The organism is Cupriavidus sp. FW305-F7 (assembly GCF_058782875.1).
Map to the genome: position 1 here is coordinate 1 of NZ_JBYSYC010000054.1, position 26,110 is coordinate 26,110.

General features: G+C 66.7%; 26 protein-coding genes, 1 tRNA gene and 1 pseudogene. 12 read left to right on the forward strand and 16 right to left on the reverse strand.

Going from position 1 to position 26,110, the window contains the following annotated elements; all coding sequences use genetic code 11:
- A pseudogene (locus AC3WL8_RS33900) lies at positions 1-168 on the forward strand (bifunctional UDP-4-keto-pentose/UDP-xylose synthase); the annotation flags it as partial.
- Positions 169-365: 197 nt separating this feature from the next.
- Here the strand turns inward: AC3WL8_RS33900 and AC3WL8_RS33905 are convergent.
- From AC3WL8_RS33905 to AC3WL8_RS33965, 13 genes are all read right to left on the reverse strand, one after another.
- Positions 366-791: an Hsp20/alpha crystallin family protein gene (locus tag AC3WL8_RS33905; RefSeq protein WP_013956438.1), complete on the reverse strand. Its 426-nt coding sequence runs from the start codon at positions 789-791 to the stop codon at positions 366-368.
- A gap of 15 nt (positions 792-806) precedes the next feature.
- Complete coding sequence (locus AC3WL8_RS33910; protein ID WP_153956169.1) at positions 807-1,247, reverse strand: Hsp20/alpha crystallin family protein; 441 nt, start codon at positions 1,245-1,247, stop codon at positions 807-809.
- 225 nt (positions 1,248-1,472) lie between these two features.
- A complete protein-coding gene (locus AC3WL8_RS33915) occupies positions 1,473-2,609 on the reverse strand; it encodes an alpha/beta fold hydrolase (protein ID WP_211980973.1) in 1,137 nt (378 codons plus the stop codon).
- 67 nt (positions 2,610-2,676) lie between these two features.
- The gene (locus tag AC3WL8_RS33920) at positions 2,677-3,066 is read right to left on the reverse strand and encodes a hypothetical protein (RefSeq protein ID WP_153956167.1); all 390 of its coding nucleotides are present in this window, start codon (positions 3,064-3,066) and stop codon (positions 2,677-2,679) included.
- 206 nt (positions 3,067-3,272) lie between these two features.
- Positions 3,273-3,677: a hypothetical protein gene (locus AC3WL8_RS33925; RefSeq protein WP_153956166.1), complete on the reverse strand. Its 405-nt coding sequence runs from the start codon at positions 3,675-3,677 to the stop codon at positions 3,273-3,275.
- A gap of 250 nt (positions 3,678-3,927) precedes the next feature.
- Positions 3,928-5,829, reverse strand: a complete 1,902-nt coding sequence (locus tag AC3WL8_RS33930) for a potassium transporter Kup (RefSeq protein WP_153956165.1) — start codon at positions 5,827-5,829, stop codon at positions 3,928-3,930.
- A gap of 300 nt (positions 5,830-6,129) precedes the next feature.
- On the reverse strand, positions 6,130-6,843 hold the full coding sequence (locus AC3WL8_RS33935; protein WP_013956432.1) for an ABC transporter ATP-binding protein: 714 nt from the start codon (positions 6,841-6,843) through the stop codon (positions 6,130-6,132).
- Entirely contained in the window at positions 6,840-7,610 is a 771-nt protein-coding gene (locus tag AC3WL8_RS33940) for an ABC transporter ATP-binding protein (protein ID WP_013956431.1), read from the reverse strand. Before AC3WL8_RS33940 ends, AC3WL8_RS33935 begins: the two co-directional genes overlap by 4 nt.
- A complete protein-coding gene (locus AC3WL8_RS33945; protein ID WP_013956430.1) occupies positions 7,607-8,704 on the reverse strand; it encodes a branched-chain amino acid ABC transporter permease in 1,098 nt (365 codons plus the stop codon). Before AC3WL8_RS33945 ends, AC3WL8_RS33940 begins: the two co-directional genes overlap by 4 nt.
- A 1-nt stretch (position 8,705) precedes the next feature.
- Positions 8,706-9,572 (reverse strand): branched-chain amino acid ABC transporter permease, encoded by an 867-nt coding sequence (locus AC3WL8_RS33950; protein ID WP_153956163.1) that lies wholly within the window; start codon positions 9,570-9,572, stop codon positions 8,706-8,708.
- A 72-nt stretch (positions 9,573-9,644) separates the two neighbouring features.
- Positions 9,645-10,847 (reverse strand): ABC transporter substrate-binding protein, encoded by a 1,203-nt coding sequence (locus AC3WL8_RS33955; RefSeq protein WP_013956428.1) that lies wholly within the window; start codon positions 10,845-10,847, stop codon positions 9,645-9,647.
- 120 nt (positions 10,848-10,967) lie between these two features.
- Positions 10,968-11,804, reverse strand: coding sequence for an alpha/beta fold hydrolase (locus AC3WL8_RS33960; protein ID WP_013956427.1), 837 nt, complete (start codon positions 11,802-11,804; stop codon positions 10,968-10,970).
- Between the two features lie 35 nt (positions 11,805-11,839).
- Positions 11,840-13,495, reverse strand: a complete 1,656-nt coding sequence (locus AC3WL8_RS33965; RefSeq protein WP_153956162.1) for a benzoate-CoA ligase family protein — start codon at positions 13,493-13,495, stop codon at positions 11,840-11,842.
- A 268-nt stretch (positions 13,496-13,763) separates the two neighbouring features.
- Between AC3WL8_RS33965 and AC3WL8_RS33970 the strand changes: the two genes are divergently transcribed.
- The 11 genes from AC3WL8_RS33970 (at position 13,764) to AC3WL8_RS34020 (ending at position 24,258) form a co-directional block, all read left to right on the forward strand.
- Entirely contained in the window at positions 13,764-14,723 is a 960-nt protein-coding gene (locus tag AC3WL8_RS33970) for a helix-turn-helix transcriptional regulator (protein WP_013956425.1), read from the forward strand.
- Between the two features lie 107 nt (positions 14,724-14,830).
- Positions 14,831-16,540, forward strand: a complete 1,710-nt coding sequence (boxC, locus tag AC3WL8_RS33975) for a 2,3-epoxybenzoyl-CoA dihydrolase (RefSeq protein WP_013956424.1) — start codon at positions 14,831-14,833, stop codon at positions 16,538-16,540.
- A 35-nt stretch (positions 16,541-16,575) separates the two neighbouring features.
- The gene (gene boxB, locus AC3WL8_RS33980; protein ID WP_211980972.1) at positions 16,576-18,000 is read left to right on the forward strand and encodes a benzoyl-CoA 2,3-epoxidase subunit BoxB; all 1,425 of its coding nucleotides are present in this window, start codon (positions 16,576-16,578) and stop codon (positions 17,998-18,000) included.
- Positions 18,001-18,043: 43 nt separating this feature from the next.
- On the forward strand, positions 18,044-19,294 hold the full coding sequence (boxA, locus tag AC3WL8_RS33985) for a benzoyl-CoA 2,3-epoxidase subunit BoxA (RefSeq protein WP_013956422.1): 1,251 nt from the start codon (positions 18,044-18,046) through the stop codon (positions 19,292-19,294).
- A gap of 92 nt (positions 19,295-19,386) precedes the next feature.
- A complete protein-coding gene (locus tag AC3WL8_RS33990) occupies positions 19,387-19,776 on the forward strand; it encodes an MbcA/ParS/Xre antitoxin family protein (protein WP_013956421.1) in 390 nt (129 codons plus the stop codon).
- Positions 19,736-20,488, forward strand: a complete 753-nt coding sequence (locus tag AC3WL8_RS33995; protein WP_013956420.1) for an RES family NAD+ phosphorylase — start codon at positions 19,736-19,738, stop codon at positions 20,486-20,488. The genes AC3WL8_RS33990 and AC3WL8_RS33995 overlap by 41 nt, the downstream gene beginning before the upstream one ends.
- Before the next feature lie 122 nt (positions 20,489-20,610).
- Positions 20,611-20,686: transfer RNA gene (locus tag AC3WL8_RS34000), tRNA-Met, on the forward strand.
- A gap of 214 nt (positions 20,687-20,900) precedes the next feature.
- Positions 20,901-21,485 carry an NUDIX hydrolase gene (locus tag AC3WL8_RS34005; RefSeq protein WP_153956161.1) on the forward strand — a complete coding sequence of 195 codons (585 nt, stop codon included), beginning with the start codon at positions 20,901-20,903 and terminating at the stop codon, positions 21,483-21,485.
- A gap of 40 nt (positions 21,486-21,525) precedes the next feature.
- On the forward strand, positions 21,526-22,278 hold the full coding sequence (gene aat / locus AC3WL8_RS34010) for a leucyl/phenylalanyl-tRNA--protein transferase (protein WP_013956418.1): 753 nt from the start codon (positions 21,526-21,528) through the stop codon (positions 22,276-22,278).
- Positions 22,279-22,346: 68 nt separating this feature from the next.
- Positions 22,347-23,135 carry an arginyltransferase gene (locus AC3WL8_RS34015; RefSeq protein ID WP_013956417.1) on the forward strand — a complete coding sequence of 263 codons (789 nt, stop codon included), beginning with the start codon at positions 22,347-22,349 and terminating at the stop codon, positions 23,133-23,135.
- An 88-nt stretch (positions 23,136-23,223) separates the two neighbouring features.
- Positions 23,224-24,258, forward strand: a complete 1,035-nt coding sequence (locus AC3WL8_RS34020) for a quinone-dependent dihydroorotate dehydrogenase (RefSeq protein WP_114136441.1) — start codon at positions 23,224-23,226, stop codon at positions 24,256-24,258.
- Between the two features lie 53 nt (positions 24,259-24,311).
- Here AC3WL8_RS34020 and AC3WL8_RS34025 read toward each other — a convergent pair whose 3' ends face one another.
- From AC3WL8_RS34025 to AC3WL8_RS34035, 3 genes are all read right to left on the reverse strand, one after another.
- Positions 24,312-24,797, reverse strand: coding sequence for a hypothetical protein (locus AC3WL8_RS34025; protein WP_013956415.1), 486 nt, complete (start codon positions 24,795-24,797; stop codon positions 24,312-24,314).
- 11 nt (positions 24,798-24,808) lie between these two features.
- Complete coding sequence (locus AC3WL8_RS34030) at positions 24,809-25,627, reverse strand: DUF2092 domain-containing protein (protein WP_013956414.1); 819 nt, start codon at positions 25,625-25,627, stop codon at positions 24,809-24,811.
- 246 nt (positions 25,628-25,873) lie between these two features.
- Positions 25,874-26,065 (reverse strand): hypothetical protein, encoded by a 192-nt coding sequence (locus AC3WL8_RS34035; protein ID WP_148271572.1) that lies wholly within the window; start codon positions 26,063-26,065, stop codon positions 25,874-25,876.
- Positions 26,066-26,110: the final 45 nt, after the last annotated feature.

The window sequence follows — 26,110 nt, forward strand, 5'->3', positions numbered from 1 at the left end:
TATGGCAAGGGCTACCAGGACGTGCAGCACCGCGTGCCGAAGATCGACAACACCATCGAAGAACTGGGCTGGAAGCCCGGGATCAGCATGGAAGCGGCGCTGCGCCGCATCTTCGAGGCGTATCGCACGCACGTGACGGACGCAAGGACGTTGGTGAACCAGGGGTGAGGCTGGAGGCAGTCTCAAGCCGCATGCCGAAGCCTGCTGGCGTTCCTTCTGGCTTGGGTACTCCCTCTCCCGCTTGCGGGAGAGGGTTGGGGTGAGGGCCAGGTGTATCGACGAAGTAACGCGTGTCGGTATGCCTGTGCCTGCCCTCACCCCCTGCCCCTCTCCCGCAAGCGGGAGAGGGGAGCACACCCGCGGCCTCAGCCGACCGACACTTCAATCCGCCGCGGCCGCGCCTCTTCCCTGCGCGGGATCGTCAGCTTCAGCACGCCGTCCTGCAAGTTGGCCTCGATGCGCGAGGCGTCAAGATCCGGGCTGAGCGTAAACGTACGTGCATAGCGCGGCTGCCGAATCTCGGCATGCTGCACGCGCAGGCTCGCGGGCGTCGGCACGACGGCTTCGCCTTCGATGCGCAGGCTGCTGTCGTGGACGTTGACCTCGAGGTTCTCGCGCGGCACGCCGGGCAGATCCGCCCACAGCGTGACTCCTGCTGAGGTTTCGTAGATATCGACCGCGGGCACCAGCGTCATGGTCTGGATTTCCTCGCGGCGTTGCGCGACGGCGCCCCGCTCGCCTTGGCCGCTTGTGTTCTGGTCGCGCTGGACGACCTGCTTCGAATCGTTCATGGCGTCCTCCTCACGTTAGCTGACGGTGATGGCGCGCGGACGCGACGCTTCGCGCTTGCCTACGCTGATCGAGAGGCAGCCGTTGGTATAGCGTGCCTGCACCTTGTCCGGATCGGCCGACTGCGGCAACTCGATCACGCGGCGGAAGCTGCCGAAGAAGCGCTCCTGCGCATAGGGCCGTATCTCGGCTTCGCCCTCCGGCTGCACCTGGGCACGCTCGCCGCTGATGGTCAGCAGGCCCTTGTCGATCGATACCTCGAGCTGGTCCGTCTTGATGCCGGGCGCGAACACCACGATCTCGATCGAGTCATCGGTCGCGCCGATATTCAGCGGGGGGAACGCCCCGAAACGCCCGGAGCGCAGGCTGGTTGAAAACCCGCCGAAGAGATTCGCCATCTGCCGTTGCATCCGGTCGAATTCACTGAACGGGTCGTTCCCGAAAAAGAAGTCACTCATGGTTAGATCCTCCTTCTATGCAGCGGGGAGGCGCAGGACCCTGATGTAGTGCACCTGGCCTCCTGCCAGGCCGCTGCAAACCAACGGAAAACACGCAGCGCCGCGTTGCCGCGACGACTGGGCAATCCATAATTAGTGCTGCCCCGCGCGAATTTCAAGGGGTCGGATAGCGGGACAATCTGACGCTGGCAGGTATCGACCGCATCACAGCCTCAGGTCCGGAATTCAGGCGCCGGCGCGATCGAAGCCGGCCTTGCGCGCCAGCACGATGGCCTGCGCGCGGTTCTCCACTTCCAGCTTGGCGAAAATGCTGGTGATGTGGTTGCGCACGGTCTTTTCACACAGGTCAAGATGCGCGGCGATCTGGGCGTTGTCGCGGCCCTGCGCGATCAGTTCGACGATATCGCGCTCGCGCCGTGTCAGCGCGGTGAAGGCCGGGTCGCGCACTGGCTCCCCAGCCTGCAGGAAGGCGCGCACCTCGTCCAGCCAGCGCAGCCATGCGGGCTCGGTTTCCAGCAACAGGTGATTGCCGCTTTCCAGCGGCACGAAGCGCGCGCCGGGAATCTCGCTGGCGATCAGGCGCCCTTCGTCGAACGGCACGCGCGCATCGCGCACCGCGTGCAGCACCAGTGTCGGGCACGATACCTGGGGCAGCAGCGCCACCACGTCGATCTCATTGAAGACGCGCATGAAGCGTGCGGCATTCAGCGGCGAGGTCGAGACCCGCTCCAGTTCATTGAACCATGCATGCTGCTCGGCCGTGCCGCCGGGGATGAACTGGGTGGTGAAGAACTGGCGGAAAGCCGGATTCTCCTGGCCCCAGCCAAGCTCGGCGAGCTTGTTCATCAGCTCGGCCTCTTCCAGCAGGCGCTGGCTCAGGTGGTCGCGCTTCAGGCGCCCCCGCGCGTAGCCACCGTGCAGCACCAGATGGCTGACCCGCTCGGGATGCGCGACCGCGTAGGCGACGGCAATCGACGCGCCCTGCGAGATGCCCAGCAACGGAAAATGGTCCACCCCGGTGGCGTCGACGATGGTTTCCAGGTCGCGCAGCCACGCGTCGAAGGACAGGTCCTCGATATCCCGGTCAGAGAGCCCGCAGCCGCGCTCGTCATAGCGGATCAGCGTATGCGTGGCAGACAGCGCCGTGATCATGTGGCTCCACACCGGGCTGCCGACGTCGAACTCCAGGTGGCTCATCCAGTTGGCCGCCTTGACCAGCGGCGCGCCGCTGCCCGTGATGGCGTACGCAAGGCGAACGCCGTCACGGCTGGTGCACAGGCGGAGCTGCTGCTTGAACATCGGCATGTCGGGGCCGCGCGGTGCTGGGACGGCCTGCCGGCAGCCGCGGGCCGCGGCTGCCATGCGGGCGCGCCGCGTGACTTCCCTAGCTTAGGCAAAGGATGGGCGGCGCCAAAGCGCCGTCGATCACTCAGGACAGGCATTCCTCGCTGCCGCGTGCATCGCTGCGCGCGCCGTCGGTGAAACCATCGCGAGAACTGATATGCGTCCCCTCGGTAAAGGGATCGAAGCGTCCCATGCGCGCGCCATCCGTGTATGGATCAGGCTTGCGCTTCGCATCCCGGTTCGGATCAAAGCCACGGACCACGCACACTGACATGCTGCCGCGAGCCACCACGGGCCGCATCGCGGCCTCGGCGGCCGGACTGCGCGCGCCGTCCGTGAAGGCGTCGCGCTGCGCGTTGTGGCGCGGCACGGCAGCGGCCAGGGCTTCGCCATATGCACCGGCGTGGGCGGCATGACTGAACCCGGCGGCGAGTGCGGCAGCGACTAGCAGGGTCTTGGCAAAATTCTCATGCATTGCAATCTCCAACAGGGATGCCGGCGGCATTGCCGCGACGGCACGCCTCATGCGGGCGATCGGCTACGAAACAGCACGGGCCGCACGGGATCGCCTCGAGCCGTGCCAGCCGTTGCCTGGCGCAAGCCGGCTGCCATCCCATCATGGCAGCGGCGCAGCGCCTGACTCCTGGATCAGTGTTATGCGGATGCGGGAAAGCGGCCGCCCTAGTGCAGCCATGCGAGCATCGCGAACAGCGCTGTCAGCGACGGCAGCAGCCGCGCCGGACTGCGCCCGAGTGCTGCCAGGCACGCCGCCCCCCGGTCGGCGGCCAGCTGCACCGCGGCGTGCCAGGCAGCCGGATCCGGTGCCTGGCGTCCGCGCAGGGAGCGCGCCAGCGACAACGCGCGTCCCAGCTCGCGCGCCGGCGCGCCGTGATCGTGACTCAGCTCACGCAGTGAGGCGAGGCACGATTCCCAGTTCGCATGTGAATGACAGAAGACGTAGAGCAGCAGGAGCGCCGGCAGCAGCAGCGGCAGCCACGGCGGCAGCGCCCGTCGCAGCCGACGGATGCGACGGATACCGTCGGCATGCCGGCTGGACTGGCGAGACCACTGCTGCAACGCGCACATGGCACAGGCTCCTTCTGGAAGAGACCGCCTTGAAGGCGGTCAGTGACAAGCTGAGGGTTGCATTGTGTGGCGCGGGGCGGTGTGCACGCATGAGGCCGGTGTCCCAGTTCGGGGTCCGCAATGCGCGACTTCCCGGGACATGCGCCCCGAGGGCAGCGCAAACCAGGCAGAAAGCAAAACCCCCGGGTTGCCTGGCGGCGCGTCCGGGGGTTGCTGAGTTCGACGGAAGCGGGCGCCGGGGCCCGCGCGCTCAGATCTCGACCTTGGTGCCCAGCTCCACCACCCGGTTGGCCGGGATCTGGAAGAAGTCCGACGGCTTGGCGCCGTTCTGGTGCATCCAGGCGAACAGGCTCTCGCGCCACATCGGCATGCCCGGCAGCTTGGACGGAATCACCGATTCGCGCGCGATGAAGAACGAGGTCTCCATCAGCTCGAAGTGCATGCCAAGCTTGTGGTCGGCCAGGTCCAGCACCCTCTGCACATCTGGCGTTTCCTTGAAGCCGTATTCGGACTTCAGGATAAAGACGCCGCCGCCGAGGTCCTTGCTGCTCACGCGCTGGTTGTCGTCCACGTAGGGGATATCGCGCGTGACGAAGGTCAGGAACACCACGCGCTCATGCAGCACGCGGTTGTGCTTCAGGTTGTGCAGCAGCGATACCGGCACGGAGTCGGTATTGCCGGTCAGGAACACCGCGGTGCCCTCGACCCGGTGCGGCGGGTGCGCCAGCAGCCCGGCGATAAAGGGCTCGAGCGGGATGCCGTCTTCCAGGCTGCGCGCGCGCAGCAGCTTGCGGCCGCTGTGCCAGGTCATCAGCAGGAAGAAGGCCGTACCGCCCATCAACAGAGGGAACCAGCCGCCTTCGGCAATCTTCAGCAGGTTGGCCGAGAAGAACGCCAGGTCGACCAGCAGGAATGACAGGCCGATCAGCGTGACCAGCACCGGATGCCACTTCCAGACATTACGCATCACGACGGCCGCCAGGAAGGTCGTGATCACCATGGTCGTCGTGACGGCAATACCGTAGGCAGCCGCCAGGTTCTCAGACTTCTTGAACGCCACCACCACGATCACCACCAGTACCAGCAGGATCCAGTTGATCACCGGCAGGTAGATCTGGCCGATTTCTGCTGCAGAGGTATAGCGGATGCGCATGCGCGGCACGAAGCCAAGCTGGATCGCCTGGCTGGTCAGCGAGAAGGCTCCCGAGATCACGGCCTGCGAAGCAATCACAGTGGCGGCGGTCGCCAGCAGCACCATCGGCAGCTGCAGCATGTCCGGCACCATCAGGTAGAAGGGATTGGAGATGTTTGCCGGATTGTTCAGCAACATCGCGCCCTGGCCAAAATAGTTGAGCATCAGGCAGGGCATCACCAGCGCGAACCACCCATACCGGATCGGGCGCGCGCCGAAGTGGCCCATGTCCGCGTACAGGGCCTCGGCACCGGTCAGCACCAGGAACACCGAACCCAGCACGACGAAGGCCTGCAGCGAATGCTCCATCAGGAAGCTGATCGCATAGTGCGGGCTGACTGCCAGAAGGATGCCCGGCGCCTTCACCAGGTGCAGCAGCCCCAGCGCACCAAGCGCGAGGAACCACGCAACCATGATCGGGCCGAACAACTTGCCCACGGCATGCGTGCCGCTGCGCTGGATGAGGAACAGCGCACACAGGATGACCAGCGTGATCGGAATGACGAATTGCGACAGGCCCGGCGCGGCGATCTCCAGCCCTTCCACCGCCGACAGCACTGAGATTGCCGGCGTAATGACCGCATCGCCATAGAACATGCAGGCACCAAAGATGCCCAGCATCATCAGCAGGCGCGCCATACGCGAGCGCGGTGCCGCTGTGCGCAGCGCCAGCGCCATCAGGGCCAGCACGCCGCCCTCGCCGTCGTTATCAGCGCGCATCACGAACATCACGTACTTGAGCGAAACGACGATGATCATCGCCCAGAACAGCATCGAGATGATGCCAAGCACGGCATCAGCGCTGAAGGGAATGCCGTGTTCCTGGCTGAAGCACTCCTTGAGCGCGTAAAGCGGGCTGGTGCCGATATCCCCGAAGACGACACCGATCGCTCCCACGATCAGCGCCCGCGTACTGGGGCTTTCGACAAAATAATGACTGGTTGTTGCGGATTGGGTCATGAGTATTGGTCTGATTGACCGGGCTCGCGGGCGATTGATGCCTCTCCGGCGACCCGGCCCTGACGCGGTGGCTGCGGGTCCGCTAACTTCTTCTATTGCATCGCACAAACGCGCGCAATTTTAGATGAACTGTCGACGATCGACCACTGCGGCAAAAAGGGATGCCGCTTTCGTGACTTCGCAAGGATGGGAGGGAAGCGGCGGATGGTCAAGCCCCGGGAGAGCAAAACAGCGTGTCCTTGCGCCCGCAAGCAGCGTTGCGGCAGGACAACATAAGGGTCTTATGCGGCGCTTTCCACCTCAAACGCCCAGATAGCGGTCCAGCGCTTCGGGCTTGCCGGCAAGATCCGACGCGGGGCCAGACATCACCACCCGGCCCTTTTCCAGCACCACGGCGCGGTCGGCGTGGGCCAGCACCGAGCGGAAATTGCGGTCGACCACGACCGAGGCGATGCCGGTGCCGCGCACGGTGGCGATGACCGCCCAGATCTCGCGCACGATGCGCGGGGCCAGCCCTTCGGTGGCCTCGTCCAGCACCAGGCAGTCGGGATTGGTCATCAGCGCGCGGCCGATGGACAGCATCTGCTGCTCGCCGCCGGACAACTGCTGGCCGCCATGGGACAGGCGTTCCTTCAGCCGCGGGAACAAGTCGAGCACGCGCGCCTCGTCCCAGTCGTTGCGGCCGTTGCAGCCCTTGCGCGCGGCCATCAGCAGGTTTTCACGCACCGACAGGCTGGGGAAAATGCCGCGGCCCTCCGGCACGTAGGCCACGCCCAGGCGCGCGACCTCGAACGGCTGCGCGCGCGAGACGTCGCGGCCAGCCACGCGGATCTGCCCCTGGCGCTGGCGCACATGGCCCAGCAGCGTGCGCAGCAGCGTGCTCTTGCCCATGCCGTTGCGGCCCAGCAGCCCGACCGTTTCGCCCACGCCCACGGTGAAGTCGACGTCGCGCAGCACGTGGCTGGAGCCATACCAGGCGTTGATGCCGGTGGCTTCGATCATCGGGGCATTCATGCGGCCTCGCTCTCTTCCTCGCCCAGGTAAGCGACCTGGACCTCGTGGTTGGTCCGGATCGCCTCGGGGCTGCCAGTGGCAATCACGGCGCCGTTGACCATCACGGTGATGCGGTCGGCGACCGAGAACACCGCGTCCATGTCATGCTCGACCAGCAGGATGGCGTGGCCCTCGCGCAGGCCGCGCAGCAGCGCCAGCATCCGCGCCGACTCTTCCGCGCCCATGCCGGCCAGCGGCTCGTCCAGCAGCAATGCGACCGGCTGCGTGGCCAGGCACATCGCCACCTCCAGCTGGCGCTTCTGGCCATGCGCCAGGTCGCTGGCGAGCCGGTCCGCCAGCGGTGCCAGGCCGGCCCGCTCCAGGGCCTCGTCGGCCAGCGTGGCGCTGGTGCGGCAGCCCTGGGCGCTTTCCCACAGCCGCCACGCGCGCTGCGCGCGCGATTGCGCGGCGAGCCGGCAGTTTTCGCGCACCGTCAGCGGCAGGAAGATATTGTTGCGCTGGTAGCTGCGCCCGACCCCATGGCGCGCCAGCCGCGGCTGCGACCAGCCGGTCACGTCCTCGCCCTTCAGGTGCAGGCGGCCGGACGACGGCGGCAGTTCGCCAGACAGCATATTGATCAGCGTGGACTTGCCCGCGCCGTTGGTGCCGATCACGGCATGGATCTCATGCAACTCCAGCGACAGGTCGACGCCCGCCACGGCGGTCAGGCCGCCGAAGCGCCGGGTCAGTTGCTGCGCCTGCAGGATCGGGGTTCCTTGCGATGTCATGCGGCCTCCGTATTGCGGCGTCCTTCGCGGCGGCTGTCCGCGGCGCCCGCGGCCTCATCCGTGCCGGTGCCGGCATCGCCATTGCGGCGTCCGCGGCGACCGTGCCGCAACACCGACGGCAGGCTGACCAGTCCGCGCGGCAGCAGTGCCACCGCGACGATGATGAAGCCGCCCATCAGCAGCTGCCAGTGCTTGGTCAGGGTGCTGAACCACTCGGCCAGCAGCACGAACGAGAACGCGCCCAGCACCGCGCCGGCCAGGCTGCCCACGCCTCCCAGGATCACCATCAGCATGGCGTTGCCGGACTGGTGCCACGACGCGATCTCCGGATTGACGAAGCCAAACTGGATCGCATACAGAAACCCGGCCAGCCCCGCCAGCAGCCCGCCCGCGACAAAGGCGCCAAGCTGGTAGCGGTAGGTGGCATAGCCGGCCGCGCGCATGCGCTGCTCGTTGTGGCGGATGCCGACCAGCGCGTGCCCGAAGCGCGAGCGCAGCACCAGCGCCAGCACCGCTACCGTCAGCACCAGCCCGATCCATACCATCCAGTAGAAATGCGTGGGATCGTTGACCGTCAGCAGGTGCTCGCCAGGCACCGGGAATTCCGGCCGGAAGTAGATATAGGTGCCGTCGCTGCCGCCCGCGATCTTGGTGTCATGGAAGACGAAATACACCATCTGCGCGAACGCCAGCGTGACCATGATGAAATACACGCCGCGGGTGCGCAGCACCAGCGCCCCCACCACCAGCGCCAGCAGCGCGGACGCGGCCAGCGCACCCGCCAGCAGCAGCCAGCCGTTGCCCGGGCCGGCCTGCGGCGCCAGGATTGCGGTGGCATACGCCGCCATGGCGAAGTACGCGGCATGGCCCAGGCTGACCAGCCCGGTGTAGCCGATCAGCAGCTGCAGCGACAGCGCGAAGATCGCCATGATCATCACCTTGCTGAGCAGCTCGATGTAGAACTTGTTGCTGTCCGCGGTCAGCAGCAGCGGCAGTGCCGCCAGCACCGCGAACGCCACCAGCCAGCCCAGCCCGGTGGCCAGCGTGGCATTGCGCAAGGAGTGCCGGCGCGCCGGCAATGTCGTCGGGTTCATGTCATCCTGCCTTGAACAGCCCCTGCGGCTTCCACAGCAGGATCACCGCCATAAGCAGGTAGATCAGCACGCCGGCCGCCTCCTGCCAGAACACCTTGCCGAAGGTATCGACGAAGCCCAGCAGCAGCGACGCCACCAGCGCGCCCTTGACCGAGCCGATGCCGCCGATCACCACCACCACGAAGCAGACGATCAGCACCTGCGCGCCCATGCCCGGATAGACCGACGACACCGGCGCGGCGATCATGCCGGCCAGCACTGCCAGCGCCACGCCCAGCGCGAACACGAAACGGTACAGCACCGTGATGTTGATGCCCAGCGACTGCACCATCTCGCGGTTGGTGGCGCCGGCGCGGATCATCATGCCCAGCCGGGTGCGCCGGATCACGTAGTACATCGCCAGGGCCACCACCAGGCATACCGCGGAGATAAAGAGGCGGTACACCGGATAGGTCATGTCGTTGCCGATCGCCAACGAGCCGTCCAGCAGCGCAGGCACCTGCACGCCGTGCACGTCATCGCCGACCAGGATGCTGCGCAACTCCTCGAACACCAGGATCAGCCCGTAGGTCATCAGCACCTGCTGCAGGTGGTCGCGCTCATACAGGTAGCTGAAGAAGGCCCATTCCAGCACGTAGCCGAATGCCACCGCCAGCACGATGCCGAGCGGGATGGCGATAAACAGGTTGCCGGTCAGGCCGGCGAGCGTGAAGGCCAGGTAGGCGCCGAGCATGTAGAAGCTGCCGTGGGCGAGGTTGATCACGCCCATGATGCCGAAGATCAGCGTCAGGCCGCTGGCCACCAGGAACAGCAGCAGGCCGTACTGGACGCTGTTCAGGCACTGGATCAGGAAGGAGACGATATCCATGTTGCGTCAGCCGCCACCGCGCCTGTCCCTGGAGGACGAAGGCGCGGTATCAGGCTGCTCCGGAAGAGCCGATCAGAGGCGGCAGCCGCGGGCCGGGTCGGCCAGTGCCTTGACGGCCACCGAGCTGACCTTGTTCTCGCGCCCGTCGACCTTGCGCAGGTAGAAATCCTGCACCGGGTTATGCGCCTTGGACAGCGTGAAGGCGCCGCGCGGGCTGTCGATCCTGGCCGCGCCCATGGCCTTGTACAGGTCGGCCTTGCGCGTCATGTCGCCCTTCACCGCCGTGGCGCCGGCGGCCAGCAGCTGGGCGGCATCGTAGCCCTGCACTGCGTACACGTCCGGCTGCAGCTTGTAGGTCTTGGCGTAGTCCAGGCGGAAGTTCTTGTCGCGCGGGTTGGTCAGGCCATCGGCGTAGTGCAGCGTGGTTTCCAGCCCCTGCGCGGCGTTGCCCTGTGCTTCGAGCGTGCCGTCGGTCAGGAAGCCCGAGCCGTACAGCGGAATCTTGTCCTTGAGCCCCGCCGCAGCCCAGTCCTTGACAAACTTGACCGCGCCGCCGCCGGCAAAGAACACGAACACGGCGTCAGGCTTGAGCGACGCCACTTCGGTGATCAGCGCCTGGAACTCGACATTGGGGAACGGCAGGTTCAGTTCCTTCACCACCTTGCCGCCCTTGGCCTCGAACGCTTCCTTGAAGCCCTTCACCGACTGTTCGCCGGCGGCGTACTTCCAGGTCAGCGTCACCACCTTCTTCAGGCCGCGCTCGCCCAGCACCTGGCCCATGGCGTAGCCCGGCTGCCAGTTCGAGAACGAGGTGCGGAAGATATTGGGGCCGCACAGCGGACCTGTTGCCTCATCCACGCCGGCATTGGGAATGATCAGCAGCGTGTTGTTCTCCTTGGCCACCTTGACGATGCCCATCTGCACGCCCGAATGCACCGTGCCGACCACCACGTCGACCTGGTCGCGCTTGACCAGCTTGGTGGCGTTCTCCGGCGCCTTGGCCGGATCGGATTCATCGTCGACCTTGAAGTACTCGATGTCGCGTCCGCCAAGCTTGCCGCCCTGCTGCTGCACGTACATGCGGAAGCCGTTCTCGATGGCCGTCCCCAGGGCCGCGTAGGTGCCGGTGTACGGCAGCATGAAGCCGACCTTGATCTTTCCCCCGGGTGCAGCGGGTGCGGGGGCTGCTGGCTGCGCGGACGCGCCGGCCATGGCAAAGACGGTGGCGACGGCAAGGCAGGCAGGCGCAAGCCTGCGCGAGGTGAAGCGACGCATGGTGTCTCCTGGTGGTCAAGCCGGTGGCTCGCTGGACCGTTGCCGGTCACCCCTGCCCTTGCCGTGTCCCGCGCTGGCGCATGCACCGTGAGGACCCTTCGCAACAGGCGGGAAGCCGAATTATTTTAGGTTTGAAGTATGCAGATTTATATGCCGAACGGCAGCCAGCGTCAACGGTTCTTTTTGGTCCCGGTGTGGCGAATGCCCGCATCGCGCGAGTTTAAGCAAGGTGGTCTGGGGGGCATATCGATGGATACCCTCGATCTGCGCCATGGTGCCGTACACGTCGTCCTCGCCCTGCACCGCCAGCACCGGGCAGCGCAGCCCAGACAGCAGCGGACGCAGGTCCCACTGGCGGAATTCGGGGTCGAGCCAGATATCGTTCCAACCCCAGAAGGCCGAATCGACGTCGTCATGGTGGCGCGCCAGCCGCTGGCGCAGGTCGGTTTCCAGGTAAGCCCGGCGCGTGCCCGCGATGCTGCGCACCGACAGGTCTTCGACCACGATATGCGGCGCCAGCACGGTGATGCCGGCAACCGCCTGTGGAAAGCTGGCGGCGTGGATCAGCGCGATCGAGCCGCCGTCGCTGTGACCCAGCAGCCAGGGCATGCCGTGCGCGCGGCCGGGACCGATGTCGAGCGCGTCGAACAATGCGGGCAGCGCCTCGCATGCCTGGCGATGCATGAAGTCGGGACGCCATTTTTCGTCGTGCGGCCGCGGCGTCGAACGTCCGTAGCCGTAGCGCGAGAACACCAGGCCACGATAGTCGCCGGCTTCACAAAATTCACGCGGAAAATCGCGCCACATGCTGACCGAGCCCAGCCCCTCATGCAGGAACACCACCAGCGGGCGCTGCGCGCGTTCAGGTCGCAGCCACTGGTACTCGATCCGGATACGGCGGTTGTCGAAGGGAATTTCCACCAGGCTGCTTTGCATGGGCACGCTATTGTCTTGCATCGGTTCAGAAGGAATGTCCAGAAGCTACGGGCGCTTCATTGCGCCGCCTCCCGCGCGGCTTGCTCGCGCTGGCGCAGGCGGAAACGCTGGATCTTGCCGGTCGCGGTCTTGGGCAGTTCGGGCACGCATTCGATCTGGCGCGGGTACTTGTACGGCGCGAGGCGCGACTTGATAAAGGCCTGCAGTTCCGCCGCCATGCCGTCATGCCATTGTTGGCCGGGCCGCAGCACGACAAAGGCCTTGGGCTTGACCAGTTCGTCGGCATCCGTGACGCCGATCACCGCCGCCTCCAGCACGGCCGGGTGCTGCGCCAGCGCGGCCTCGACCTCGAACGGCGACACGTAGATGCCGCCGACCTTGAGCATGTCGTCGCTGCGGCCGGCATAGGTGTAGTAGCCATCGGCATCGCACAGGTACTTGTCGCCGCTGCGCGTCCATTCGCCGACAAAGGTATCGCGACTCTTGTCGCGGTTGCACCAGTACATCAGCGCGGCACTGGGGCCCTTGATATAGAGATCGCCGATCTCGCCGGGCGCGCACGGCTCGCCGCGCTCGTCCAGCAGCTTCAGCGCGTAGCCTGGCACCGGCTTGCCGGTGGTGCCGTAGCGCACCTCACCCGGCCGGTTCGACAGGAAGATATGCAGCATCTCGGTGGAGCCGATGCCATCCAGGATGTCGCAGCCGAAATGCGCCAGGAAGCGTTCGCCGATATCGCGCGGCAGGGCCTCGCCGGCAGAGGTGCATACACGCAACGCCACCTCGGCGCGCGGCGGCAGCTCAGGCGCCGCCAACATGCCCGCAAACAGCGTGGGCACGCCGCAGAACACCGTGGGCCGCTGCTCGCGCAGCCGCCTGAACACGGCCGCCGGCGTGGGCCGCTCGGCCATCAGCACGGTGGTGGCGCCGACCGACATCGGAAAGGTTAGCGCATTGCCCAGCCCGTAGGCAAAGAACAGCTTGGCGGCCGAGAACACCATGTCGTCTTCGCGGATGCCCAGCACCTGGCGGGCATACAGGTCAGCCGTATGGAACAGGTTGCCATGCGTGTGCACGGTGCCCTTGGGCCGTCCGGTCGAGCCCGACGAATACAGCCAGAACGCCATGTCGTCCGGGCCGCTGCGCACGGTCTGCGCGGGGGAACGCGTGCGCGCCAGCATCGCGCCCACGCTGCACGCCGGCGCGCCATCGGCATGCGGCGCCGCCTGGATCACCATCGGCGCCAGCCCGCTCTTCTCGATGGCCGCCTTCATCACCGGCAGCAGCGGCTCCGACACCACCACGGCGCGCGCGCCGCTGTGGCCAAGCATGTAGGCGTAATCGTCCGCGGTCAGCAGGGTATTGACCGCCACCGGCACAACGCCCGCCAGCAGGCAGCCGAGAAATACCGTGGGGAAATCAATGGTATCGAGCGCGCACAGCAGCAGCCGCTCTTCCTGGCGGAAGCCCGCGTCGCGCAGCGCGCCGGCAAAACGGCGGGCGCGGGCATCGAGCTCGGCGTAAGTCAGCGAGGTGGTGTCGTCGATGTAGGCAGTCTTGCCCCCGCGCCCTGCCTCCAGATTGCGCGACAGCAGGTCCTCGGCGGCGTTGTAGCGGGTGGGCAGTGCCGCCACGACATCGGTAGCGGGTGGAACATCCGGCAGCACGGGCGATGCTGCCGCTGGCATGCCGGCGGCGGTATTGGGGGGCGTCATTGTCTCCACTCCTTGGTGTCGCGCCGCGGGCCACGGGCGCCGCGCCAGCGTCAGTCCAGTCGCTGTTCTGTTTGCCGATGTCCGCCAATGTGCATGCCGGCATCCGCTTGTTGATGCATTTTATTTCATATCAACTATTATGCAAGCGAGGGGATGCACTATAGGACAGGCTTTATCGAACCGACTGCCTGCCGCGCCACTTGGCGCACCAGGGCTGCTCGTATAATGCGCCCTTGCTTTTTCTGCCGGTCAACCCGAAACCACCACCATGCGCCGCGATCCCACCCCGCTGCCCGCCAACGAGACCGAAGCCGACGCGCGCCCTGCCGGGGATGCGCCCGCCGCAGCCGCCAACGCCGAGCGCGACCCCTACCTGACGCTGCTGGGCGAGCGCATCCGCTCGCTGCGCGCCTCGCGCGGCATGTCGCGCAAGGACCTGGCGCGCGGCGCCGGCGTGTCCGAGCGCTACCTGGCCAACCTGGAAACCGGCACCGGCAATGCGTCGGTGCTGCTGCTGCGCCAGGTGGCGCGCGCGCTCGACGTGCCGCTGCCGGTGGTGCTGGCCGAAGTGGACGGCCTGAAAGGCGAGCAGGCCACCGCGTTTGCGCAGATGGTGCAATGGCTGGCGCAGTTGCCCGCGGGCGATCTGGCGCGCGTGCGTGAAGCCTGCCGCCATGCACTGGCCCCCGCAGAGTCCGGCGATGCGCGCCACCGCCGCATCGCGCTGATCGGCCTGCGCGGCGCCGGCAAGTCCACCCTGGGCCGCGCGCTGGCAGCGGCCAGGGACGTGCCCTTTGTCGAACTGAACACCGTGATCGAGCAGGAAGCCGGCGCCAGCCTGTCGGAAATCCATTCGCTCTACGGCCAGGCGGCCTACCGCCGCTACGAAATGCGCGCGCTGGAACGCACCCTGCGCGAGCACGACCGCCTGGTGCTGGCCACGCCGGGCAGCCTGGTCTCTGAACCGGCCACCTTCAACCTGCTGCTGTCGCAGTGCTACACCATCTGGGTGCGCACCTCGCCGGAGGAACACATGGCGCGCGTGGTGGCCCAGGGCGACATGCGGCCGATGGAAGGCAACCGCGAGGCCATGGCCGACCTGCGCCGCATCCTGCAGGCACGCGCGCCGCTCTATGACCGCGCCGATATCTCGATCGACACCAGCGGCCAGGACGCCGCCGCCTCGCTGCAACAGTTGCGCGCCCAACTGCAGGCCGCCGGCGCCTGACCACCCTGCCGGCGGCGCACGGCTGACAAAGACATTGCGCCGGCCGCCTCCATGCACTATATTTCATCAAAAGCCGCAAGGCACTATAGTGCACTCAGGAGACAGCCATGTCCGCGCCGGCAACCGCCCCACTGCGCCCTGACCAGGCAGCCGCCCCGTCAGATGCGCCCGCCCCCGTCACCTTCGAGCGTCATCCCGACCAGTACCGCCACTGGAAACTGAGTTTCGACGGCCCCGTCGCCACGCTGGCGATGGACGTCGACGAGGAAGGCGGACTGCGCCCCGGCTACGCGCTGAAGCTCAATTCCTACGACCTTGGCGTCGATATCGAACTGCACGACGCGCTGCAGCGCATCCGCTTCGAACACCCCGAAGTGCGCACCGTGGTGCTGACCAGCGCGCGCGAGCGCATCTTCTGCTCGGGCGCCAATATCTTCATGCTGGGGCTGTCGTCGCATGCGTGGAAGGTCAACTTCTGCAAGTTCACCAACGAGACCCGCAATGCCATCGAGGATGCCAGCCGGCACTCGGGGCTGAAGTTCATCGCCGCCTGCAACGGCACCACCGCCGGCGGCGGCTATGAACTGGCGCTGGCGTGCGACGAGATCGTGCTGGTCGATGACCGCTCGTCCGCGGTAAGCCTGCCCGAGGTGCCGCTGCTCGGCGTGCTGCCCGGCACCGGCGGCCTGACCCGCGTGACTGACAAGCGCCACGTGCGCCGCGACCACGCAGACATCTTCTGCACCACCACGGAAGGCGTGCGCGGCCAGCGCGCCAAGGACTGGAAGCTGGTTGACGAAGTGGTCAAGCCGGCGCGCTTTGCCGAGCATATCGCCGAGCGCGCGGCGGCGCTGGCGGCCACCAGCGACCGGCCACAGGGCCACCATGGCATCACGCTGACACCGCTGTCGCGCACCATCGAGCCCGACGGCTACCGCTACGAGACCGTGCGCGTGCATGTCGATCCCGCTGCGCGCAAGGCCACGCTGACCGTGTTCGGGCCCGACAAGCACCAGCCCGCGGATCTCGCCGGCGTGGTCGCGGCCGGCGCGCAATGGTGGCCGCTGAAGATGGCGCGCGAACTGGACGACGCCATCCTGACACTGCGCGCCAACCACCTGGATATCGGCATCTGGGTGCTCAAGACCGATGGCGACTCGGCCGCGGTGCTGGCCGCCGACGCGCTGCTGCAGGCGCATGCCGGCCACTGGTTCGTGCGCGAGACCATCGGCATGCTGCGCCGCACGCTGGCGCGGCTGGATGTGTCGTCGCGCAGCCTGATCGCGCTGATCGAAGCCGATTCCTGCTTTGCCGGCACGCTGCTGGAACTGGCGCTGGCCGCCGACCGCAGCTACATGCTGCACCTGCCCGACGCCCCGGACGATGCGCCGCGCGTGTTCGCGTCCGCGCTCAACTTCGGCCACTACCCCATGCCCAACGGGCAAACCCGGCTGGCGGCGCGCTTCTATGGCGACGAGGCCGCGCTCACGGCGGTACGCGAGCATATCGGCGCGCCGCTGGATGCGCTCAGCGCCGACTCGCTCGGGCTGATCACCGCCGCGCCCGACGATATCGACTGGGAGGACGAAATCCGCATCGCCCTGGAAGAACGCGCCAGCCTGTCGCCGGATGCATTGACCGGGATGGAAGCCAACCTGCGCTTCGGCGGCGCCGAGACCATGGAAACGCGCATCTTCGGCCGCCTGACCGCATGGCAGAACTGGATCTTCCAGCGCCCCAACGCCGTCGGCGAGTACGGCGCGCTGAAGGTCTTCGGCAGCGGCAACAAGGCACGCTTCGACTGGGACCGGGTGTAGCGCCCGGGCCCCGCCAGACAACAAGGAGACAGCACGTGAGCATCGACTACAGCCAGAAGATTCCCAACAACGTCAACCTGTCCGACGACCGCGCGCTGCAGCGCGCGCTGGAACACTGGCAACCAGCGTTCCTCGACTGGTGGCACGACATGGGACCGGACGGCTCGCACAACTTCGATGTGTACCTGCGCACCGCGGTGTCGGTCGATCCATCGGGCTGGGCGCACTTCGACCACGTCAAGATGCCGGACTACCGCTGGGGCATCTTCCTGCAGCCGGCCGACCCCGAGCGCAGGATCCACTTCGGCGAGCACAAGGGCGAAGCCACCTGGCAGGACGTGCCGGGCGAGCACCGCGCCAACCTGCGCCGCATCATCGTCACGCAGGGCGACACCGAGCCCGCCTCGGTCGAGCAGCAGCGCCACCTGGGCCTGACCGCGCCGAGCCTGTACGATCTGCGCAACCTGTTCCAGGTCAATGTGGAGGAAGGCCGCCACCTGTGGGCGATGGTATACCTGCTGCACCGCTATTTCGGCCGCGACGGCCGCGAGGAAGCCGAGGCGCTGCTGGAGCGCCGCTCGGGCGACCAGGACAATCCGCGCATCCTCGGCGCCTTCAACGAGCGCACCCCGGACTGGCTGGCGTTCTTCATGTTCACCTACTTCACCGACCGCGACGGCAAGTTCCAGCTGTGCGCGCTGGCCGAATCCGGCTTCGATCCGCTGGCGCGCACCACGCGCTTCATGCTGACCGAGGAAGCGCATCATATGTTCGTGGGTGAATCCGGCGTGTCGCGCGTGATCCAGCGCACCTGCGAGGTGATGCGCGAACGCGGCATCGAAGACCCCGCCGAAGTGCGCGCCGCCGGGGTGATCGACCTGGAGACCATCCAGCGCTACCTGAACTTCCACTACAGCGTCACCATTGACCTGTTCGGCGCCGACCAGTCGTCCAACGCCGCCACCTTCTACAGCGCCGGCCTGAAGGGCCGCTTCGAGGAAGGCAAGCGCGCCGACGACCACGTGCTCAAGAGCGATGTCTACCGCGTGCTGGAAGTGCGCGACGGCCACCTGGGCGAGCGCGAGGTGCCAATGCTCAATGCGCTCAATGAAGTACTGCGCGACGACTACATCAAGGACAGCATGGGCGGCGTCGCGCGCTGGAACAAGGTCATCGAGAAGGCCGGCATCGCGTTCCGCCTGACCGTGCCGCACAAGGCCTTCAACCGCAAGATCGGCACGCTCGCCAATGTGCACGTCTCGCCCGAGGGCCAGCTGATTTCCGAAGCCGAGTGGAAGGCCAACGAACGCAAATGGCTGGCCACCGATGAAGACCGCGCCTTTGTGGCCTCGCTGATGGGCCGCGTGGTGGAGCCGGGCAAGTACGCCAACTGGATCGCGCCGCCGGCGGTGGGCATCAACCGCCAGCCGATGGATTTCGAGTACGTGCGTTTCAACTGAACCAGAACCACAAGGACAGGCCAGGAGCCACCGGAGACACGCCATGGGCGCCCCCGACATCATCAAGCAGCACCTGATCGATCCGGAAATCTGCATCCGCTGCAATACCTGCGAGGACACCTGTCCGATCGATGCCATCACCCACGACGACCGCAACTACGTGGTCAGGGCGGACGTGTGCAACGGCTGCAACGCCTGCCTGTCGCCCTGCCCGACGGGCGCCATCGACAACTGGCGCACCATGCTGCGCGGCCAGGCCTACCCGATCGAGGCGCAATTGCTGTGGGACGAATTGCCGGCCGAGGTGCCGCTGCCGGAACTGGCCGACCTGGGTGAGGCACCGCAGGCAACCCTCGGCAGCGGCACGGCAACCGGCGCCGCACCCGACGCCGTCATCCAGTCCGTGGAAACCAGCCGCCACACCTCGCCGCGTGCGCCGTGGTCGGCGGCCCATCCCTATGTGAACCTGCATGGCGTGCGCGCACCGGTCACCGCGACCGTGGCCGGCAACTACCGGCTGACCGCCGAGGACGCGTCCAGCGACATCCACCATATCGTGCTGGATTTCGGCACGCACTTCTTCCCGATCCTGGAAGGCCAGTCGATCGGCATCGTGCCGCCCGGCACGGATGCGTCGGGCAAGCCGCACTACATCCGCTTGTACTCGGTGGCCAGCCCGCGCGACGGCGAGCGCCCCGGCTACAACAACCTGGCGCTGACCGTCAAACGGGTCGACCAGGACCACGATGGCAAGCCGGTGCGGGGCGTCGCGTCCAGCTACCTGTGCGACCTGGCCAAGGGCGACAACGTTCAGGTGGTGGGCCCGTTCGGATCGACCTTCCTGATGCCCAACCATGCCGAGGCCAGCATCATGATGATCTGCACCGGCACGGGCTCGGCGCCGATGCGCGCCATGACCGAGCGCATGCGCCGCAACATGGCGCACTTCGGCGGGCGCCGGATGCTGTTCTTCGGCGCCCGCAACGCCAACGAACTGCCCTACTTCGGCCCGCTGCTGAAGCTGCCCAGGGACTTCCTGGACATCCATTTCGCCTTTTCGCGCGACCCCGCCGCGCCGCGCCGCTACGTGCAGGACGCGATCCGCGAGGCCGGGGACAGCGCCGCCGCCCTGCTGGCCGATCCCAACGGCCATGTCTATATCTGCGGACTGAAGGGCATGGAAGCAGGCGTGCTGGAGGCATTCGAAGCGGTGTGCGCCGGCGCCGGGCACGCCTGGCTGGAGATCGAGGCCGCCATGAAGGCGGAGGGCCGGCTCCATATCGAGACCTACTGACGCCGCCCCGCTGCTTGCTGGTCTTTTCAGCAAGCGCTTCCCTTCTGAAAGGCATCGCCTATAATATTTCTCAAGAAACAGGAGTGATGGCGATGCAATCCAGGCGGATTCCGGAAATCGATCCCGCCGGCGGCCCCGACCCCGGCACCACGCTGACCAAGGCGGTGATGCGCGCCGCGGGCTTCCTCGGCATCAGCCAGGCCATCGTGGCAAGCGTGCTGGGCATCAGCACGGCATCGGTATCGCGTATGGCATCTGGCGGCTATGTGCTCGATGCGCACCGCAAGGAGTGGGAATTCGGCGTGCTGTTCGTGCGCCTGTTCCGATCGCTGGATGCCATCCTGGGCCACGGCGACCAGGCCCGGCTATGGCTGACCAATGAAAACCTCGCGCTGGGCGGCAAGCCCCTTGAAATGATCCGCACAACGGAAGGTCTGGTCCGTGTCGTTCACTACCTGGACGCCACCCGCGGTCGCATCTGAGCGCCGGCAGTTTGCGCTCACGCTGTGGCGGGCGGTGGAGGCCCAGCACGTCGTATCCACCATGCCGCTGGTCGACAGCCTGGAAGAACAGGCTGTGCTGGAAGCCGTGCTTGACGCCGGCAAACCCGCCGTGCCCGCCGAGGCGCGCCACCTGCACTACCTGCTGTTCACCCCGTTCCGCTATCCGCCCTCGCCCTGGGGCTCGCGCTTTCGCGCCAGCCAGGACCCGGGCGTGTTCTACGGCGCCAACGAGATCCGCACCGCCTGCGCCGAACTCGGCTACTGGCGCTGGCGCTTCCTCAACGACAGCCCCGCGCTGCCGGGCATCGACGCCCGCGCGCAGACGCTGTTCGAAGTGCGCGTCGAGACCTGGGGCGTGGCGCTGGACACACCGCCGTTCGACCAGGACCACGCAACCTGGACCGACCCCGACCACCACGAGCCCTGCCAGGCCTTCGGCCGCATTGCGCGCGAGGCCGGCCTTGGCATGATCCGCTACACCTCCGTGCGCGATCCCCAGCATGGCCCCTGCGGCGCGGTGCTGACCCCGCGCGCGTTCTCCCACCCGGCGCCGCTGGCCACCACCACCTGGATGCTGACGGTACGCCGCGACCGCGTGATCTGGCAGCGCGACGACCTGCAGCAACGCGACAGCTTCGAGTTCGAAGCCGCGCTGTGGCAGCGCACAACCAATAGCGCTGGAAAGGGCTGAACCTCTGCCCCGTGCCGGCGATCTAATCGTTATGGCAGGCGGCAATGCTCACCGCTGGAAGGTATTTTTAAACAAGTGTTGCATTGCGCAACCGGATGCCATATAATCTTTTCTTCGACGGACGCGGGGTGGAGCAGTTGGCAGCTCGTCGGGCTCATAACCCGAAGGTCGCAGGTTCAAGTCCTGCCCCCGCAACCAACCGCATGATGCGTATCATGTGGCGCCGTTAAAGCAGATAAACCCGCCTCTGGCGGGTTTTTTGTTTTCTGCTGCCCCGGTGCTGGCAATCGGATGCTGCCCTCCGTGCAGCACGCAGGTTGCGTTGACCGATGGTGCCCCACCGCCCCAATCATGCCTGCCGGCCCCCTCGGCAAGGGTGATACACTTTCGCCATTCCTCCCGGACGCCCCTCATGAAATTCTGCTCGAACTGTGGTCATGCGGTCGTGTTGCGCGTGCCTGACGGCGACAACCGCCCGCGCAGTGTTTGCGACAACTGCGGCACCATCCACTACGTCAATCCCCGCAACGTCGTCGGCACGATCCCGGTGTGGGAAGACAAGATCCTGCTGTGCAAGCGCGCGATCGAGCCGCGCTACGGGTTCTGGACCCTGCCGGCGGGCTTCATGGAGATCGGCGAGACCACCGCGCAGGCCGCCTCGCGCGAGACACTGGAAGAAGCCGGCGCGCGCGTGCAAGTTGGGGAACTGTTCTCGATACTGAACGTGCCGCATGTGCACCAGGTGCATCTTTTCTACCTGGCCACGCTGGACGACCTGGATGTCGCCCCCGGCGAGGAAAGCCTGGAGGTCAAGCTGGTGGAAGAGGCCGATGTGCCCTGGGATGAACTGGCGTTCCCCACCGTGATCCACACCCTGCGCTGCTTCTTTGCCGACCGCGCCGCCGGCCGGCTGCAGGACGGCAGCTTCCGGCTGCACAGCCTGGATATCGACAAGCCGATGCGCCCGCTGACCAGCCGGGCCACGGTCACGCCCTGAGCGGCGCGGCTGCCGCGCATCGCCCTACGGCGCAGCCCGCATGATTGCCTGGCTGGACCCGCAAGATCCGTTTCCGCCGGTTGCCGAGGCGCTTGGGCCCGATTCCGAGGCCCCCGGCCTGCTGGCGGCCAGCCGCGACCTGTCGCCCCAGCGGCTGCTGCTGGCGTACCGCCAGGGCATCTTCCCGTGGTATTCGAGTGGCCAGCCGGTGCTGTGGTGGAGCACCGATCCGCGCATGGTGCTGCCCCCGTCGGCGCTGCGCGTCTCGCTCAACCTGCGCAAGACCCTGCGCCGCGTGCTGCGCGATGCTGACTGGGAGATCCGCGTCGACGACGACTTCCTGGCGGTGATGCGCGCCTGTGCGACCACGCCGCGCGACGGCCAGGATGGCACCTGGATCACCGACGACATCATTGCCGCGTACGGTACGCTGCACCGCAACGGCATGGCCCATTCGGTCGAAAGCTGGTACCGCGGCGAACGCGTGGGCGGCCTGTATGGGGTGGCGCTGGGGCGGATGTTCTTCGGCGAATCGATGTTCGCGCACCGCACCGATGCATCAAAGATTGCGCTGGCGGCGCTGTGCGCGTTCCTCGGCAATCACGGCGTGGCGATGATAGACTGCCAGCAGGAAACCGACCACCTGGCCTCGCTGGGTGCGCGCCCGATCCCCCGCGCGGAATTCGTGGCCCATGTGCGGGCGGCGACGGCGCAACCGGCGATCAGCCCGTGGCGGTTCGACAAATCGGTGCTGGAGCGCTGGGCCGGGACGCCAGCCGCGCCGGCCGGCTGAAACCTGGCACGGGGCGCCCCGCTGACTGCGCGTCCGGCCGCATCGTCCCGCCCGGAGCCCCCTGAGTCATGAGCAAGCTGAAGGAACTTCCGCTCTCCGCGCTGCAGTTCTATGCCACGGCGCCCTACGCTTGCAGCTATCTCGACGGCCGCATGGCACGCTCCCAGGTCGCCACCCCGGCGCACCTGATCAATGCCGACGTCTATTCACGCCTGGTGCGCGCCGGCTTTCGCCGCAGCGGCATCTTCACCTACCGGCCGTATTGCGACGAATGCCACGCCTGCACGCCATGCCGCGTGGTGGTCGACCAGTTCGCGCCGGACCGCTCGCAGCGCCGCGCCTGGAGCCGCCACCAGCACCTGCAGGCACTGGTGGCGCCGCTGACCTATGTCGAAGAGCATTATTCGCTGTACCTGCTGTACCAGTCGATGCGCCACGCCGGCGGCGGCATGGACCAGGACAGCCGCGACCAGTACGAACAATTCCTGCTGCAGAGCCGCGTCAACTCCCGTCTGGTGGAGTTCCGCGAACCGCCGGGCTCGCCCGAGGCCGGGCGCCTGCGCATGGTCAGCATGATCGACGTGCTCGACGACGGACTGTCGTCGGTCTACACCTTCTACGACCCGCTCGAACGCAACGCCAGCTACGGCACCTACAACATCCTGTGGCAGATCCGCCAGACGCGCGAGCTGGGCCTGCCGCACCTCTACCTGGGCTACTGGATCGCCGACAGCCGCAAGATGGCCTACAAGGCACGCTTCCGGCCGCTGCAGGTGCTGACCGGCAACCACTGGCATGCGTTCGAGGACGAAGCCGGGGATACGGCCACCGCCGCGCCTGCACCCACCCGGGAATAGGCGGGTCGCGGCATCCGTCCGCGCGCTGCCCGGGTATGCGGCCCAGCCGCTACAATGCGGGCCTGGTATTCACTCTGCCCTGCCTCACGTGCTCAACGCGCTCTACCCCCTGTTTCGCCCGGCCCTGTTCTCGATGGATGCCGAGGACGCCCACCATTTCACGCTGAACAACCTGCTGCGCGCCCACCGCATGGGCCTGGGCGGCTGCATCGGCAATAAGATCGCCGACGACCCGCGCACGGTCATGGGGGTGCGTTTCCCCAACCCGGTCGGCCTGGCCGCGGGGCTGGACAAGGACGGCGCCTATATCGACGGGCTGGCCGCGCTCGGCTTCGGCTCTATCGAGGTGGGCACGGTCACGCCGCGCGCGCAGCCGGGCAACCCGCGCCCGCGCATGTTCCGGCTGCCGCAGGCAGATGCGCTGATCAACCGCATGGGCTTCAACAACGGCGGCGTCGATGCCTTTGTCGCCAATGTGCGGGCCTCGCGCTGGAAGGCCGAGGGCGGCGTGCTGGGGCTGAACATCGGCAAGAACGCCGATACGCCGATCGAGCGCGCCAACGATGACTACCTCTACTGCCTGGAGCGCGTCTACCCGCACGCCAGCTACGTGACGGTCAATATCTCGTCGCCCAACACCAAGAACCTGCGCCAGCTGCAAGGCGCGAGCGAGCTGGACAGCCTGCTGTCGACGCTGAAGGACGCGCAGCAGCGCCTGGCCGACCAGCACAAGCGCTACGTGCCGCTGGCGCTGAAGATCGCGCCGGACCTGGATGCCGACCAGGTCGGCAACATCGGCGACGCGCTGGTGCGGCACAAGATCGACGGCGTGATCGCCACCAACACCACCATCTCGCGCGAGGCGGTCAAGGGCCTGCCCCACGCTGAAGAAGCCGGTGGCCTGTCCGGCCGCCCGGTGTTCGAGGCCTCGACCCGGGTGGTGCGCGCGCTGCACGGCGTGGTCGGCGACGCGGTGCCGATCATCGGCGTGGGCGGCATCTTCGGCGGCGCCGATGCGCGCGCCAAGATCGATGCCGGCGCGAAGCTGGTGCAGGTCTACAGCGGCCTGATCTACCGCGGCCCGGCGCTGGTGCGCGAGTGCGCCGCGGCGCTGCGCGGCTGAGCCGGCGCCGTCAGGCAGGACTGGCGCGGCTCAACCCATCGCAGCCGGCCGCGTCAGTACGGAGCATTCACCACGACGTACTGGGTTCCCTGCGGCTGATACCAGGTGCTGCCGCATTGCTGGTACACCATGCCGCCATAGCTGACTGGGACGCAGCTTGGCGGGACCGAGCGCACGACCGACCCCACCACGGCAGCGGTCACAGCCACCGTTGCGGTAACGGCGGCAGCGGTGGCAACCGGATGGTAGTCATTGTCCCAGCCGCCGCAGCATCCGCCATGCGTGTCGACATTGACGTTGACGTTCCGGTTCGTATTGACGTTGACATTCCGGTTGGCACTGACACTGTTCACGCTGGCGCTGCGGACATTGTTCGTGCGCGCGTCGGCCCGCACGTTGCTGACCTGTGCGCCGCCGCCACCACCGCCGCGCCCCGCGGCGTGACCGCCGCCACGCGCTTCAGCCTGCGGCACCCAGCCATAGGTGGCAAGCACGACGGCACCCAGGACCGCGAGGAGGGACGTTTCGACTCGTTTCATGTGCCTCTCCTTCACTGGGTCTTGAGCGGAACGAACTTGGCCTCACGGGCGCCCTGCGGCGGCGTGAAGTGGAAGACGGAATCCTTGAAAGCCGGCTTCAGCTTCCAGTCCAGCCAGGTTACCGACTGCGGACGTGCCTCGTCAGCCCGGTTGGTCATCACCACCTTGCGCGGCACCGGACGGCTGCCGCTTGCAATCCAGATCTGCCAGTCGACCGCCTCCTGGCGCAAGGCATAGTGATCGCAGAGGGTGCCATCGATGTAGTCGCTGCCCGCATACATGGCCGAGGTGATGTTGTCCACGGGTGCCGCGGGCGTTCCCCACAGGAACAGGTCGCCGATCGGCACCTCGATCCCGAACCGCTGGCGCAGATGAACGATCAGATCGCCAAGGTTTTCCGTCACGCCGGCTGACGCGTAGTACTTTTGCGCCGGCTGGTAGAGCGTAACGGTCTTGCCGTCGTAGATCAGGTCACGTTGCGCGCGCGCGCTTCGCATCTGCGCCCGCATCTTGTTCGGCCGGTCGATGTCGACCTTGGCGGTCGCCGAATGCTGCAGCTTCTGGCCATCGGCCAGGACGCGCTCTCCGTCCAGGTCGATATCGACGCTGAAACGCTTCAGCGTCGACAGGTAGGTGCCCATGTTGTTCAGGGCCTGGATCACCGCCGGGTCCACGGCATTGGCTGCCGGCTTGCTGGCAGCCGCCGGTTCAGTGGAAGCCGCGGGCTGGACCGACGCGGGCTGGGTAACCGGCGCCGAAGCTGTCGGGGCCGGGCTGCTGCACGCCGCAAGCGAGACCCCCAGCACGGCAATACTCAAGACACGATACATAGCGAACCTCACAGGTTTTGATGCCATCACGGAGGACAATCCATCTCATCGCTCGCGGATCCGGCGATGTGCCGGAGAGTTCGGGGCAAAGCCCTCTTCCAGGGGTGTCCCGGCGCTGCCACGGTGGATGAATGCTAGCTGATCTGAAATTCCGGATATCGATCGGAAGACATGAATCTTTTCGAAACGTGAATTCAAGATCCCCGCTTTGACCGCCACTACGTGGCGCGTGCCGCATCGTTTTCATCATGCTGGTGAAAGCCAGGGATCGAGGAAAGCCTCGACACCCGGATCGCGCAATTGCATGAAGATGTCGCCGCCGCAATCAGGGTAATCCACAAGCAAAATATGAATCCCGCGCAATAAAATGCGCCTCGATGGCGGATTGCGGGCGTCTGACAGCATCCGATGCCCCACTTCGGCATGATGACTGTCCATATCGTGCGCGGGAAGTGGTATCCTCGCAGGCTTATCGCTGTCGCA